The sequence below is a fragment of the Lacisediminimonas profundi genome (assembly GCF_008831265.1).
GTDB classification, from domain to species: Bacteria; Pseudomonadota; Gammaproteobacteria; order Burkholderiales; family Burkholderiaceae_D; genus Lacisediminimonas; species Lacisediminimonas profundi.
Genome location: NZ_VTTH01000003.1, coordinates 547,100 through 560,642, shown reverse-complemented (window position 1 = coordinate 560,642; position 13,543 = coordinate 547,100). Strand labels below are relative to the sequence as shown.

14 protein-coding genes are annotated in these 13,543 nt (G+C 62.3%); 1 reads left to right on the top strand and 13 read right to left on the bottom strand.

Features of this window, described 5'->3' with window-relative positions:
- Nucleotides 1-80 precede the first annotated feature (80 nt).
- The 11 genes from FVE66_RS12270 to apbC all read right to left on the bottom strand — a co-directional run bounded on the left by FVE66_RS12270 (nucleotide 81) and on the right by apbC (nucleotide 11,161).
- Nucleotides 81-452, bottom strand: a complete 372-nt coding sequence (locus FVE66_RS12270; RefSeq protein WP_151447696.1) for a hypothetical protein — start codon at nucleotides 450-452, stop codon at nucleotides 81-83.
- Nucleotides 453-471: 19 nt separating this feature from the next.
- Nucleotides 472-1,677 (bottom strand): formate dehydrogenase subunit gamma, encoded by a 1,206-nt coding sequence (locus FVE66_RS12265; RefSeq protein WP_151447695.1) that lies wholly within the window; start codon nucleotides 1,675-1,677, stop codon nucleotides 472-474.
- A 13-nt stretch (nucleotides 1,678-1,690) separates the two neighbouring features.
- Complete coding sequence (locus tag FVE66_RS12260) at nucleotides 1,691-1,912, bottom strand: hypothetical protein (RefSeq protein WP_151447694.1); 222 nt, start codon at nucleotides 1,910-1,912, stop codon at nucleotides 1,691-1,693.
- Nucleotides 1,909-2,550: a formate dehydrogenase FDH3 subunit beta gene (gene fdh3B, locus FVE66_RS12255; RefSeq protein WP_151447693.1), complete on the bottom strand. Its 642-nt coding sequence runs from the start codon at nucleotides 2,548-2,550 to the stop codon at nucleotides 1,909-1,911. The genes FVE66_RS12260 and fdh3B overlap by 4 nt, the downstream gene beginning before the upstream one ends.
- A 31-nt stretch (nucleotides 2,551-2,581) precedes the next feature.
- The gene (locus FVE66_RS12250) at nucleotides 2,582-5,545 is read right to left on the bottom strand and encodes a formate dehydrogenase subunit alpha (RefSeq protein ID WP_151447692.1); all 2,964 of its coding nucleotides are present in this window, start codon (nucleotides 5,543-5,545) and stop codon (nucleotides 2,582-2,584) included.
- A gap of 15 nt (nucleotides 5,546-5,560) precedes the next feature.
- A complete protein-coding gene (locus FVE66_RS12245) occupies nucleotides 5,561-5,755 on the bottom strand; it encodes a hypothetical protein (RefSeq protein WP_151447691.1) in 195 nt (64 codons plus the stop codon).
- A gap of 179 nt (nucleotides 5,756-5,934) precedes the next feature.
- A complete protein-coding gene (locus FVE66_RS12240; RefSeq protein WP_151447690.1) occupies nucleotides 5,935-6,567 on the bottom strand; it encodes a TorD/DmsD family molecular chaperone in 633 nt (210 codons plus the stop codon).
- A 67-nt stretch (nucleotides 6,568-6,634) separates the two neighbouring features.
- Complete coding sequence (locus tag FVE66_RS12235; RefSeq protein WP_151447689.1) at nucleotides 6,635-8,770, bottom strand: 4Fe-4S binding protein; 2,136 nt, start codon at nucleotides 8,768-8,770, stop codon at nucleotides 6,635-6,637.
- Nucleotides 8,767-9,483: a DUF3306 domain-containing protein gene (locus FVE66_RS12230; protein WP_241673189.1), complete on the bottom strand. Its 717-nt coding sequence runs from the start codon at nucleotides 9,481-9,483 to the stop codon at nucleotides 8,767-8,769. Before FVE66_RS12230 ends, FVE66_RS12235 begins: the two co-directional genes overlap by 4 nt.
- Nucleotides 9,473-10,003, bottom strand: coding sequence for a DUF3305 domain-containing protein (locus FVE66_RS12225; RefSeq protein WP_151447687.1), 531 nt, complete (start codon nucleotides 10,001-10,003; stop codon nucleotides 9,473-9,475). Before FVE66_RS12225 ends, FVE66_RS12230 begins: the two co-directional genes overlap by 11 nt.
- A gap of 69 nt (nucleotides 10,004-10,072) precedes the next feature.
- Entirely contained in the window at nucleotides 10,073-11,161 is a 1,089-nt protein-coding gene (gene apbC / locus FVE66_RS12220; protein ID WP_151447686.1) for an iron-sulfur cluster carrier protein ApbC, read from the bottom strand.
- Nucleotides 11,162-11,310: 149 nt separating this feature from the next.
- Between apbC and mobA the strand changes: the two genes are divergently transcribed.
- Nucleotides 11,311-11,904, top strand: coding sequence for a molybdenum cofactor guanylyltransferase MobA (mobA, locus tag FVE66_RS12215; protein WP_151447685.1), 594 nt, complete (start codon nucleotides 11,311-11,313; stop codon nucleotides 11,902-11,904).
- Nucleotides 11,905-12,542: 638 nt separating this feature from the next.
- Here the strand turns inward: mobA and FVE66_RS12210 are convergent.
- Nucleotides 12,543-13,082: a hypothetical protein gene (locus FVE66_RS12210; RefSeq protein ID WP_161993266.1), complete on the bottom strand. Its 540-nt coding sequence runs from the start codon at nucleotides 13,080-13,082 to the stop codon at nucleotides 12,543-12,545.
- Nucleotide 13,083: 1 nt separating this feature from the next.
- Nucleotides 13,084-13,380: a hypothetical protein gene (locus FVE66_RS12205; RefSeq protein WP_151447756.1), complete on the bottom strand. Its 297-nt coding sequence runs from the start codon at nucleotides 13,378-13,380 to the stop codon at nucleotides 13,084-13,086.
- Nucleotides 13,381-13,543 lie beyond the last annotated feature (163 nt).

The window sequence follows — 13,543 nt, the reverse complement described above, 5'->3', positions numbered from 1 at the left end:
TCAGACGCGCAAAACCATTCTACGTGGTTTCGGCAGGGAAGACGCGGGCGGCAGGTAAAGACCCGCCGCCCTGAAAAGCGCTATTTTTTGGCGGCGGCTGGCTTGGCAGCCGGAGCGGCGACTGCCGGCGCTGCAGCAGCAGGGGCCGCCGGTGCTGCTGCAGTAGCGGCCGGTGCTGCCACTACCTGGGCAACATAGGGACCGGGGTTCTGGCATGCGGCAGCCGGCGCGCTTGCCGGCTTGGTGCCCTTGGCCTTGTGGTAACGCGCAGCCACCTTGTCCTGCGACATGCACAACTGGTAAGCCGACACCTTGTCGGCCCAGCCGGCCTTGTACTTGGCCTCGGCAGCCTTGGCCTTGGCCTCGTCCGTCGGCGGCGGCAATTTTGCTGCCGCACTGCCCGCGATCACCAAGCCCGCCAGCGTCGCCAGCCCCATTATGATTTTGTTCATCTCTTGCCTCCTCAATGAATCACGATGCCTTGGCGGGCGAGCCAGCGACAGCGGCGGCACCCTCTTCCGTGCGCACCCGCGGTACCCGTCCATTCGCCACGTCTTCGTACCAGAGCTCGTGATGTTCCTTGGCCCAGGCATCGTCGACGTACCCGGTCCGCATCGCCTTGTAGGCGCCTTGCATGCCGAGCGTGCCCATGTAGACGTGACCCATCGAGACCGCGAACATGAGGACCGCGGCGGCCAGGTGGATCACATTGGCGACCTGCATGTTGCCGCGGGTATATTCCACTGCCGGCACCAGCATGTCCAGGAAGAAGCCGGACGCAGTAAGCACCACGCCAAGGACCACCACGCCGCCCCAGAACCACAGCTTCTCGCCAGCATTGAAACGACCGCTCGGCACCTCGTGCTTGCCGAACATGCCGCCAGCGCGCAGCACCCACTTGATGTCCCCCTTGCCCGGCAGGTTGTCCTTCACAAAAATGATGAAGGCCACGATCACCGCCAGCGAAAACACCGGCCCGACGAAGTTGTGGATGTTCTTGCAGGCGTAAGCGAGCCAGCCGAACAGCGTATGTCCGAATACTGGCAACAGAACATATTTACCGAACAGCATGACCAGGCCCGATGCCGCCAGGGTCATGAACGAGATCGCCAGGGTCCAGTGCGCAGTCCGTTCGACCGAGGTGAAGCGCTCGATCAGGCGACCTGTGTCTGGCGCCTTTTGCTTGATCTGGCCGAGCGAGAAATAGACTGCGGCGATGGCGACCAGCACCAGCACGATCAGCCATCCTCCGTACACGGTCAGCGGTCCATTGCGATATTGGCGCCAGGCCTCGCCCGCGGTGGTGGCGCGGGCCTGCCCCGGGAACTGGGCCTTGGGCTGGATCAGCACCGAACTTTCGAGGGCCGGCAGGCTGGAGTAGTTGGGCGTGCCCTCTTTCACGATGCGCCAGGTAGGCGCCAGGTTGCCGGGCTGGTCCTTGCTGCGCTGCGCCTGGTCCTGCTTCAGGATGTCGATTGATTCAACCCCCGGCACCGGAGAAGGGACGACCACGGCGCTGGCGGCCGCGGCAGCCGTTGCAGGTGCGGCTGCGGCAGCGGTTGCGGCTGGTGCTGCCGCCGGCTGGGCCGGCTTGATGGTGCCGCTGTTCTGGGCGCCGGCGCCGGCGGACACCAGCAACGACAAGCCAAGGGCAAGCGTGGCAATGATTGTCTTCATGATGGCCCCTGCCTCAGTTGACCCGGTTGTGCTCGTTCTGGGTCTGGATCCGCGCGCGCATCTGCGTATCCCAGGCCGCCTTGTCGCCGCCCTTGTAGCCGGCCGCGTTGTACGGCGAAGCCGCGCCTGCCCAAGGCTTCTGGTCAGGTTTGTAGCTGCTGACGCCGGTCTGGGGCTTTTCGCCGCAGCCAGCAAGCATCGTCAGGGCCGCAATGACAGAGATGGTGCGTATCATGATTTTTTCTCCTGGACGGGAGCTGCCGGTGCGACGGCGTTCGGGTTAGGCGATTTGCCGTAGGCCGTGCCCCAGCCCCACACTTCGCTGCCCTTGCCGCGCCGCAGGACGCGGGTGCGGAAGATGTCGGCCACCATGTCGCCATCGCCGCCGAGCAAGGCCTTGGTCGAGCACATTTCGGCGCACGCCGGCAACTTGCCTTCGGACAGCCGGTTGCGACCGTATTTTTCGAATTCCGCCTTCGATCCGTTTTCTTCCGGGCCGCCGGCGCAGAAAGTGCACTTGTCCATCTTGCCGCGCAGGCCGAAAGTGCCGACGGACGGGAACTGCGGCGCGCCGAACGGGCAGGCGTAGGAGCAGTAGCCGCATCCGATACAGATGTCCTTGTCGTGCAGCACCACGCCATCTTCGGTGCGGTAGAAGCAGTCGACCGGGCACACCGCCATGCAGGGGGCATCGGAACAATGCATGCAGGCGACCGAGATCGATTTCTCCTGGCCGATGACGCCGTCGTTCATTGTCACCACACGACGACGGTTCACGCCCCAGGGCACTTCATTCTCGTTCTTGCAAGCAGTGACGCAGCCATTGCACTCGATGCAGCGCTCCGCATCGCAGATGAATTTCATTCGTGCCATTTTCTTATCTCCTCGTGCCTGGCGTTACGCGTCACGCGACAAACTTCTCGATGTTACAGATGGTGGTCTTGGTTTCCTGCATCATGGTCACCGAGTCGTAGCCGTAGGTCGTTGCGGTGTTGACCGCCTCGCCGCGCACCACCGGTGCTGCGCCTTCCGGGTAGAACTCTTTCATGTCCTTGCCCTGCCACCATCCGGAGAAGTGGAAAGGAATGAACGCAGTGTCCGCGCCGACGCGAGGTGTGACCAATGCCTTGACCTTGATACGGGCGCCGGTCGGCGTCGACACGATGCAGAACTCGCCGTTGCGGATGCCGCGGTCGGACGCCGCCTTGGGATTGATCTCGACGAAGTTGTCCTGCTGCAGTTCGGCCAGCCAGGGATTCGAACGGGTCTCCTCGCCACCGCCTTCGTACTCGACCAGACGGCCGGAAGTCAGGATGATCGGGAATTTTTCGTACAACTTGTTCTCGACGTTTTTCTGCTGCAGCGACTTGTACAGGGTGGGAAGGCGCCAGAACGCCTTCTTGTCGTCATGCGTCGGATACTTGGCCACCAGGTCGGGCCGGGTGCCATAGAGCGGCTCGCGATGCTGTGGAATCGCGTCCGGGAAGTTCCATACCACTGCCCTCGCCTTGGCGTTGCCGAAGGGGTGCACGCCGTGCACCTTCAGGCATACCCGCTGTATGCCACCGGACAAGTCGGTCTTCCAGTTCTTGCCTTCAGCCGCTTTTTTCTCGGCCTCGTTCAGGTCGTCCCACCATCCGAGCTTCTTCAGCAGCACATGGTCGAATTCCGGGTAGCCTGTGGTGAGGTCGGAACCGACTGAATGCGAGCCGTCCTCCGCCAGCAGGTTGACGCCGTCCTTTTCCACGCCGAAGTTGGCGCGGAAGTTGCCGCCGCCGTCCATCACGTGTTTGCTGGTGTCATACAGGTTGGGCGAGCCCGGGTGCTTCAGCTCCGCATTGCCGTAGCAGGGCCACGGCAGGCCGAAATAGTCGCCGGTCATGTCGTAGCCGGTGACCGCGTCCTTGCCGCCCTTGCAGCGCAAGGACTTGACGTCGAACAGGTGCATGTTGCGCATGTGCGCCTTCAGGCGCGTCGGCGTCTGGCCGGTGTAGCCGATGGTCCAGGTACCGCGGTTGATTTCTTCCAGCATCGATTCCGGTTCCGGCTCCATCAAGCCGCCCTTGCCCGGCACCAGCTTGAGCTTGGCAACCAGTTCCTTGCCGAAGCCGAGCTTCTCGGCCAGCTGGTACATGATCATGTGATCGGTACGGGACTCGAACAGCGGCTCGATCACTTTCTCGCGCCACTGGAGCGAGCGGTTGGATGCCGTCACCGAGCCCGAGGTCTCGAACTGGGTCGCTGCCGGCAGCAGGTAGACGGCACGGTTGGCGTTGAGCTCCTGGCCTTCGACCTTCATGGCCGCCATCGCCGCCGTCGCCGAAGGATAAGGATCGATCACGACCAGCAGGTCGAGTTTGTCCATCGCCTTTTTCATTTCCAGGCCACGGGTCTGCGAGTTGGGCGCATGACCCCAGAACACCACCCCCTTGACGTTGCTGTCCTGGTCGATCAGTTCGTTCTTTTCCAGCACGGCATCGATCCAGCGCGACACGGTGGTGCCGGATTTTTCCATCATCGCCTGCGACGCGTACTGCTTCTTGATCCATTCATAGTCGACGCCCCAGACCGAAGCCCAGTGCTTCCACGCGCCGGTCGCCAGGCCGTAATAGCCGGGCAGCGAATCGGGATTCGGGCCAACGTCGGTTGCGCCCTGCACATTGTCGTGACCGCGGAAAATGTTGGTGCCGCCACCCGACTTGCCGACATTGCCCAGCGCCAGCTGCAGGATGCAGGAAGCGCGGACCATGGCATTGCCGATCGTATGCTGGGTCTGCCCCATGCACCAGACCACGGTTGAAGGCCGGTTCATGGACAGCGTCTCGGCGACCTTGAACATTTCTGCTTCGGGCACGCCGCAGGCTTCCTCGACCTTGTCCGGCGTCCATTTGGCGAGCACGTCTTCCCGCACTTTTTCCATGCCGTAGACGCGGTCGTTGATGTATTTCTTGTCTTCCCAGCCGTTCTTGAAGATGTGGTACAGCACGCCGAACAGGAACGGGACGTCGGTGCCGGAGCGGATGCGGACGTACTGGTCGGACTTGGCCGCGGTCCGCGTGTAGCGCGGGTCGACGACGATCATCTTGCAGCCGTTTTCCTTCGCATGCAGCATGTGCAGCATCGACACCGGATGGGCCTCGGCAGCATTCGATCCGATATACATTGCAGCCTTCGAATTCTGCATATCGTTGTAGCTGTTGGTCATCGCACCGTAGCCCCAGGTATTGGCGACGCCGGCGACCGTGGTCGAGTGGCAGATGCGGGCCTGGTGGTCGGTGTTGTTGGTGCCATAGAAGGACACGAACTTGCGCATCAGTTGCGCCTGCTCGTTGTTGTGCTTGGACGAGCCGATCCAGAACACCGAATCGGGTCCGCTGGATTTCCTGAGGTCCAGGAGCTTGGCAGAGATCTCGTTGAGCGCAACGTCCCAGCTGATGCGCTGGTACTTGCCGTTGACCAGCTTCATCGGATACTTGAGGCGGTACTCGCCGTGGCCGTGCTCGCGCAGCGCCGCGCCTTTGGCACAGTGGGCGCCAAGGTTGATTGGCGAATCGAACACCGGCTCCTGCCGCACCCATATGCCGTTCTGCACGATGGCATCGACCGCGCAGCCCACCGAGCAGTGGGTACAGACGGTTCGGCGCACCTCGATCTTGCCACCCGCCCCATCCGCACCAGCGGCCGCCTTCGCTCGCTGGATCAGGCCCAACTGGGAAGCAGCGATACCGGCGCCGACGCCGATGCCGGAGCGTTTCAGGAAAGACCGGCGGTCCATCGTCGGCAGCGCGCGCGACAGGCTGTCGGCAAGGCTGGACGAGAAACGGGCAGGCGAACGCGAGCCGGATTGGCCCTTGCGAGTCAGCAGCATGATGTCACCTCGGAATCAGATGGTGGTGGTGCGGTAGTACTTCTTGACGTGCTCGGACAAGCGGTATCGGTCGCTGTCGGCGGGTTCGGCGGGAGATGTCGCTTCGGCAGGCTGCTGGTTGCCGGCAAGCTTGACGGCTACGCCAGCGGCTGCTGCAAGACCCAAACCGGCGAAGAAGGTCCTCCTGCCAATTTTTTTCTGTTCTGCCATGGATATCTCCGGGAAATTATCGTTTTAGCAAACCATTGCAAACATCGGTTCCAACATCAAACAAACAATGCCATATGAACATTCCAATTATGCACACCCTGGAATGATTTTGCATATGTTAAACATGAATCTTTTTCATTGCGCAACGCAACATCCCCCTATTTTCATCGTGCGCCGGGTCACGCCATGTCAAACGCTTGCATCTCCACATCGAAGAATGCCTGGGCCAGCGCCGCCACGGGCCTGTAGAACGAGGTGGAGGGATGGGCGGCCAGCGCGCGGCAGCATTCGCCGACCCAAGGCTGCATGTGCGCGGCGAAAAAGGATTTCTGCGTCGCCAGGTTGGCGTGCACCGGATCGTCCGAGGCGATCAGGTAGCGCATCACCTCGCACAATGCGGCAAGGTGGTCTTCGCTCTCGACCATGGTTTCCGAGCGCTGCAGGCCCAACCGGGCCAGGTCGTCACGCAATTCGACCAGCGGCTTTTCCATCAGGAAGCCACTCAGGTAATAAGAACCATACAGCATGACCTCGGGCTTGCCGACGCCGACGAAAAGCTGCTCGTACTCTGCGCGCACCGGCTCCGCCTGCGCGCCACGGCAGGCCGCGACCAGCTCGGCCCAGGCCCGTTCCAATACGCCCTCGCCCTGCGCCTGCGCGGAGCCGATGGTATCCAGTAGCGCCTGCGGCGGCGGTGCGTAGAGCAGCGTCGCCAACAGGCCGTACAGGTCGGCGCGCGCGGTTTCCTCGCCCTCGTCCGGCTTTTCGAATTTCAGCGGCTGCGCTTGAGGCTGAATCTGGGTCTGGCTCATGGGTTCCTGCCCTTGTCTGGTCGTGGTCGCGGTTCTGATTCGCGGTTCTGATTCACGTTTCTTATTATTAATGGCGCTTCAGGTCGGTAACCTGCAGTTCGGTTTTGTTTTCCATCATGTCAATCACACGGCAATCGCTGCACATGCGGATGCGATCGAGATTGCCGGCGAAAGCGCTGTGCAGCGACAGCTTGCCTATCATGTTTTCCACCATCTGCAGCGTGCCGAACGGCGTGTTGCAGCGGATACAGTGATAGGGCTGTGCCTCATTCAGCACCATCGGGTTGCGAGCTTCTTCCCTGAATGAAAGGCGGGGAATCAGGCTGATCGCATTTTCCGGACAGGTCTTCTCGCACAGCCCGCACTGCACGCAATTCTTCTCGACCAATCGCAGCTGCGGCAGGTTGGGATTGTCCATCAGCGCCGACGACGGACAGGCGCCGACGCACGACATGCAAAGCGTGCACTTGGCAGTGTCGACAGCGACCGCCCCCCACGGAGCACCGGCCGCAAGCGCAATCGATTCCACCTCTTGCGGCGCATGCTTGTACAGGTGGTCGAGCGCGAACTCCAGCGTCGTGCGCTTCTCGGCGCCGGCATTGAAGGTGGCGGCCTGCGCCGGCAATGTTGCTGCCGCACTCGCCGCGCTGGCTGCGATGCGTGCCAGGCCCGCATCGAGTTCCGCTGCGCTGCCGGCTTCGAGCAGGACGAAATGCTCGCCCTCGTAACCGAGTCCATTCAAGGTCGCCTGCGCCAGCGCCATCTGGTTCCGCAGCGCGGCAACATATTGCGGCGCATCCTGCGGCGTGGTCAGCACCGCGACATTGCGCGCGCCCCACGCCACCGCGCTCAGCCACACGTCGAGCCCGGTCGATGCGGCATGATGCAGCGCGACCGGTAGCACGCGCGCCGGTACGCCCTGCAGTTTGCCACCGGCGCGGGCCAGGCGGCCGAGTTGCTGGATCAGTTCGCTGCCTGAATCACCGCTGCCAGAATCGTCGCTGTGCAGCAGCAGCGCCGGCTGGCGGCCGCCGGCACGCGCATAGGCTTGCAGCATGGTCCGCAGCCGCTGGCCAAGGTCGGGAACCCTGGGATAGGCATAGCCCAGCGCACCGGACGGGCAAACCGTGGTGCAGGCGCCGCAACCGACGCACAGGTTCGGATTGACCTTGATATGGTTGCCGGCCCCGGCAATCGCCTCGGCCGAACACACTTCAACGCAGGCATTGCAACCCAGCTTTTCATTACGGGCGTGGGCGCACAGCTTGTCCTTGTAGATGAAGAACTTCGGCTTCTCGAATTCACCGACCATCTGCGTCAATTTCAGCGCGTCCGCAGCCTGCCTGGCGTCGTCGGCACCGGGACGGAAATAGCCCTGCGGCGGCTGGTGCATGCTCAGCAGCGGCGCGTCGGACAGGTCGAATATCAGGTCGAACTGGCCCGAGCGCTGCGTGGCCTCGCGTTCGAAATCGATGGCGCCAATGGCGCCACAGGCCTTGACGCAGTCGCGGTGCGAGCCGCACTTGGACAAGTCGACCTGGTACAGCAGGTTGATGGCGTTTTCGGGGCAGACATCGACGCAGGCATTGCAGCGGGTGCACAGCTCGGCATCGATCGGGTTGGACTGCGTCCACTCCACTTCGAACGCGCCCAGCCAGCCTCTTACGCGTACCTGTTCCCCCGAAAAAGTCGGGTACCGGCGTTCGGACAACATGTCGGCCGGGGCGCGCGTGTCGGTGAACAGGATGCTGACATCGAGTTGCGCGCCAATCATCGCGGCCCACTTCTGCACCCGCGCAGCCGGTCCGATGATCAGTACCTGCCCGCCGGAATCGTAGGCAACCGTCGGCACCGGCTCCGGATCGGGCAAGGCCGCCGCCGCCAGCAGGGCTGCCATCTTCGGCAGCGCCTCGCGCGCCTGGGCACCCCAGCCGCCGGTTTCGCGGATATTGACGAAACGGATGGGCGCCACGGTCTGCTTCTGCTGCGCCAGTTCGGAAAACAGGGCCCGCTCCTGGGTGCAGGCGACCACCACGTTGTCGACGCCGTCCAGTGCGCCCAGGTAGCTGCCGACTTCACGCCGGCACAGCTCGGTCGCCACTGCCAGTGACGGCTCGCCCAGTGCGGCGGCCAGCACCTTGCCGGCTTCCGCGTCCAGCGGCATGGTTCGATTGCAACTGCAGACTTTGTATTGAGTGCTCATCTGGGCGGATTCTCTGGATTCTCGTTGACTCGTGGTGCCGGGGACTGCGGGAGCTGCACTGATGCAGGGGCAGCAGGAACAGTTTCATCATCAGCGACATCCTGGCTGCCAGCGGCGATGCGTTGCTGCTCCGGATCTTCCTCGCTGTCTTCAAAGGGGTCGGGCTCATCCATCGGGACCGGTGCAGCAGCTTGTTGCTGATCCGGACCGGCGCCGGCAGTCGTTTCGGACCCGGCATCGACAGAAGCGGGTTCGGACGCAGCTTCCAGGGCGGGCCCGGCTTCATGCGCTGGTTCAGGCTCTGCTGCAGGCGCGGCTTCAAGCATGTCCATCACCCGCTCATCCCTCAGCCCTGGCGGATCGAACAAATCCTTCGCATGCCGGAGCATGGCCATCATTTCCGGCGGAATCGGATCGCTTTTCGAATAGTCATCTATATAGATGTCGAGTCCGTCCATGATGTTGAAATGCGGATCGGTGAACAGCTTCTTCAGCGCCGAGCGCTGCACCGACTCGTCCACGCCCTTTCTGAGAAAGGGCGAAAAATCGGCGTCGATGGAAACCTGTTGCACATCCTCCAGCGTGGGAAGCCGGCCCTCGTACGGATCGGGTGCAGGTGCAGCAGGCTGAGCCGCCGCCTGGTCCAGCTCCCGCGCCAGCCTCGCCTCCTCGTTTTTCCGGCTCCACCGGGAAAAAAAGTCGTCAGCCGCCACGATTGATGTCCTGCTCGGCCCGCGCCATCGCGTCCACGCCGGCCCCGCCTTCGAAGGACGGCTTGCGGCGTTTTCCCTTGGCCTCGGGCCGGTAATATTCGTCCACGAAGGATTGCATCATGCCGACGATGTGCGGCGGCGCAGGCAGGATCTCGACGCGTTCGCCACCATCCATCAGGCGCGCGGCCTCGTTGTAGGAAAGCGTGACCGTTTTGGGGACTGCGATCGCGTCCGCTTCGCCATCGTGCTCTTCCATCCGCCACATGATGAACCAGCAGGGCTGGGGCGAATCGACATTCAGGAAATAGCCCTCGGCTTCGTCGCGGAACAATTCCACCTCGAAGCCGCCGAAAAGCCAGCGCGTCTCGGCGTCGGACGACAGCAGGCAGCGCGGCGCGGCCTGGTCCGGCAACGAGGATGCGTCCATCTCGACTATCTCGAGCGGCCGCCACTGCCATGGCTGCCAGCGGTTATCCAGCGGCAGCCGCTGCATGACGACCGCAATCCTTAATGTACGCATCGTACCCATTGCACGCGTCGCGCGTGCTGCCCCTGTCTCTTCCATCCGGTCCCTGACTCTTGACGAGTTCTAGTCGTTCTTGACAACAATGCTGGGAAACTTGCTCGACATGTCCTTCGCCTTTTCGGCGACCTTGACCGCGATCCGCCGGGCGATGTCCTTGTAGATCTGCGCGACTTGTCCATCCGGATCGGCAACCACGGTCGGGCGGCCGGAATCGGTCTGCTCGCGGATCGACATCGTCAGCGGCAGCGCACCGAGGAAGTCAACGCCGTACTGTGCGCACAACTTCTCGCCGCCGCCGGCGCCGAAGATCGGTTCCGCGTGGCCGCAGTTGGAGCAGATGTGGACGCTCATGTTTTCCACCACGCCGAGGATGGGAATGCCCACCTTCTCGAACATCTTCAGTCCCTTGCGGGCGTCGAGCAGGGCGATGTCCTGCGGGGTGGTGACGATGACCGCGCCGGTCACCGGCACTTTTTGCGCCAGCGTCAACTGGATGTCGCCGGTACCGGGCGGCATGTCGACAATCAGGTAATCGAGGTCGCGCCAGTTGGTCTGCTCCAGCAGTTGCTGCAGCGCCTGCGTCACGATCGGTCCGCGCCAGACCATCGGCTCGTCGGGGTCGATCATGAAGCCGATCGACGACACCTGCAGGCCGTGATTTTCCATCGGCTCCATGGTCTTGCCGTCAACTGATTCGGGCCGTCCGGTGATGCCCATCATCATCGGCTGCGACGGACCATAGATGTCGGCGTCGAGCAAGCCGACCGAGGCACCCTCGGCCGATAGCGCCAGCGCCAGGTTCACCGCGGTGGTCGACTTTCCGACCCCGCCCTTGCCCGATGCCACCGCAATGATGTTCTTGACGTTGGACAACAGCTTGACGCCGCGCTGCGCGGAATGGGCCACGATCTTCGACTGCATGTTTACGCTGACATTGCCGGCCCCCGGTATCGCGCGCACCGCCGCGATCACCATCTTGCGCAGCATGTCGAGCTGGCTCTTGGCCGGATAACCGAGTTCGACGTCGAGCGACACATCGTTGCCCTCGACCTTGATGTTTTTCGCCGCCTTGGCGCTGACAAAATCCTTGCCGGTGTTAGGGTCAATTACCTGGCTCAATGCCGACCGGACTGCTTCAACCGAAATACTCATCGCGTCTCCAATATAGTGCGCGATCAGTCTAAACCAAAGAGCATCAAGGTGCTTGCAATTGCAGCCATGACTGTCGCGCCGCCGAATCAGCGCGCTGAATCAGTTATATTGGCTCGCGCGAACCAACCACACGAAAGATATACCCAATAATGGACCTCAATCAGATCACCGGCCTGATCCTGGCCGGCGGACGCGGCACCCGCATGGGCACAGTCGACAAGGGCTTGCAGCAATTCCGTGGCGCACCGATGGCGCTGCACGTGATGATGCGGCTGCAACCGCAGGTCGGCACCTTGATGATCAACGCCAACCAGAACCTGGGTCCTTACGAAGCGTTCGGCGTGGAAGTCTGGCCGGACCAGATCGGCGGTTTTGCCGGCCCGCTTGCCGGGCTGCATACCGGACTGTCCCATTGCGAAACCGAATTCCTGGTCACGGCACCCTGCGATTCGCCCTTCCTGCCGCTGGATCTGGTGGAGCGACTGGCCCATGCGCTGGAGGAAAAGCATGCCGACATTGCGGTAGCGGTCACCGGCAGCGGCGAGCAGCGCCAGCCGCACCCGGTGTTCTGCCTGGTTCGCACGACACTGCTGCCGAACCTGGAAGCCTACCTGCACGGCGGCGGCCGGAAGATCGATGCCTGGTATGCCAGCCTGGCGACCGTCGAAGTCGAATTCCCCGACGAATCGGCGTTCCGCAACATCAACTCGCTGGAGGAACTAAAGCGCTACGAGCTTGATTGAAAAGCGATCTGGAGCCAGGGCCTCACAAGGCGAGGCTCAGCGCGAAGTACAGCGAGCGCACGCGACCCGAATGCAGGCGGAATATGCGGTAGTAATTCCGGATGCGGGCGAAGGTGGAACGGCGGCGCTGTGACATGTTTTCTCCACGTTGACCGGGTTGGCTGAACCCGCAGCCCGTGTCGCGATGCGGCACGGGTATGGAGCAATCATAGCCACGCAATGAATGGGAAAAATTGCGCGCGATCAATAGCAAGAATACGGGGCGCGAGGTCGGTTAGTACGGCCAAGGCGTGCGGCACAAGGCTTTCAGCAATTGCCCTTCATCGCCTGTGCCGGCGGACAAAAGTCGCCGACGACCTCACGCATGGTCACCCCGCCATTGCTGGAGCCGGAACTGGGAACGCCCGGGCCTTCCACCGTGCACGCAAACAGCAGGCCGCACAGGCATGAAAGCAGGATATGTTGGCAACCGCGTTGGCAACCGCGTTGACAACCACGTTGACAACCACGCTTGCAGCGACGTTCGCAGCGACTGACGCATTTGAAACCCATGGTGGCTTCCTGGTTGGGAGAACGATAGCTGACATCGCGGACATGGCGCTCATGGCGCATCGTCTGGACGGCGGCATCAGCTCAGGTCAACCTTTCTTGCTGCAATCCTGCTGACGGAACGAGAGCTTGCCGATCTCGATGCCGTCGCTGCCACGATACGAATAAGCCACGCCGGCGCCGCTGTCGAGAAGCCTGGTCATCTGCGGGTCCTGGCAAAGCCTTTGCCGCACGACTGGCGCCATCTGCTGGTTCAAGACCGCGGGAGGCACGTCTGCGGCCCGCCTTTCACGCAAGGTGTAGTGATAGACCAGTTGCGCGCCGGGTTCGGCAGTGACCCGGTCCAGCCGGAATTCCTTGTCGATATCCTGCGGCATGCTGCGGTTCATCTGCGCTGCCAGCCTGCGCAAGGCATCGTTGAGGTCGCGCCCCCGGCCATAATCACCGTTGCCCCCGGTCAGGGCGCCTAACATGTCACCAAGACTGGCCGCGGCCGCAGGCCCCGGCACAAGGCCCAGCAGCATGGCCGAAAACAGCGTCGACGCCAGCCCTGTCATCCTGCCCGGCGATGCGCGAGCCCGCCAAGCCTGGCCAGCGTCCGATGACTTGATGTGTCGGCTTGCATCCATATCACTGGCTTGCCTGCAGTTGCCCCGCTGACTTCGGCTTGAAATGCTTGTCACTGATGCGGAACTTGTTGCGGCGATCGCCGAGCAGGCCACGCAGTTCGCCGATGCTGAGCTTGGTGACCTCATGCATTCGAATCAGCAGTGATCCGGTCACCGGAAGCCGGCGATGACGGATCTTGCTGATGACCGGTGGCGACACCTCGAGCGCCCGCGACAACGCTGCGTCATTTTTCAATTTCAGTTGCCCGATCAACGACGCCAGCAGGTTGTCCGGATCATATTTGCGTTCAGTCTCCATTCGCTTCCCCCGAGTTGTCAGTGATTGTCGAACGATTCCATTTTCACGATATGAATTAATGTCGTTTTGATAATTGACAACGGAATAAAGGAGCAAGAACAAGGGGCGCTGATCGGGCAAAAACCTGCGCTCGCCATCCAGAACTGACACATCGCACGATCAA

Excerpts from the sequence above, each read along its gene's own strand:
- FVE66_RS12270 (WP_151447696.1), bottom strand. The coding sequence starts at position 452 with ATGAACAAAATCATAATGGGGCTGGCGACGCTGGCGGGCTTGGTGATC.
- FVE66_RS12265 (WP_151447695.1), bottom strand. The coding sequence starts at position 1,677 with ATGAAGACAATCATTGCCACGCTTGCCCTTGGCTTGTCGTTGCTGGTG.
- FVE66_RS12260 (WP_151447694.1), bottom strand. The coding sequence starts at position 1,912 with ATGATACGCACCATCTCTGTCATTGCGGCCCTGACGATGCTTGCTGGC.
- fdh3B (WP_151447693.1), bottom strand. The coding sequence starts at position 2,550 with ATGGCACGAATGAAATTCATCTGCGATGCGGAGCGCTGCATCGAGTGC.
- FVE66_RS12250 (WP_151447692.1), bottom strand. The coding sequence starts at position 5,545 with ATGCTGCTGACTCGCAAGGGCCAATCCGGCTCGCGTTCGCCTGCCCGT.
- FVE66_RS12245 (WP_151447691.1), bottom strand. The coding sequence starts at position 5,755 with ATGGCAGAACAGAAAAAAATTGGCAGGAGGACCTTCTTCGCCGGTTTG.
- FVE66_RS12240 (WP_151447690.1), bottom strand. The coding sequence starts at position 6,567 with ATGAGCCAGACCCAGATTCAGCCTCAAGCGCAGCCGCTGAAATTCGAA.
- FVE66_RS12235 (WP_151447689.1), bottom strand. The coding sequence starts at position 8,770 with ATGAGCACTCAATACAAAGTCTGCAGTTGCAATCGAACCATGCCGCTG.
- FVE66_RS12225 (WP_151447687.1), bottom strand. The coding sequence starts at position 10,003 with ATGCGTACATTAAGGATTGCGGTCGTCATGCAGCGGCTGCCGCTGGAT.
- apbC (WP_151447686.1), bottom strand. The coding sequence starts at position 11,161 with ATGAGTATTTCGGTTGAAGCAGTCCGGTCGGCATTGAGCCAGGTAATT.
- mobA (WP_151447685.1), top strand. The coding sequence starts at position 11,311 with ATGGACCTCAATCAGATCACCGGCCTGATCCTGGCCGGCGGACGCGGC.
- FVE66_RS12210 (WP_161993266.1), bottom strand. The coding sequence starts at position 13,082 with ATGGATGCAAGCCGACACATCAAGTCATCGGACGCTGGCCAGGCTTGG.
- FVE66_RS12205 (WP_151447756.1), bottom strand. The coding sequence starts at position 13,380 with ATGGAGACTGAACGCAAATATGATCCGGACAACCTGCTGGCGTCGTTG.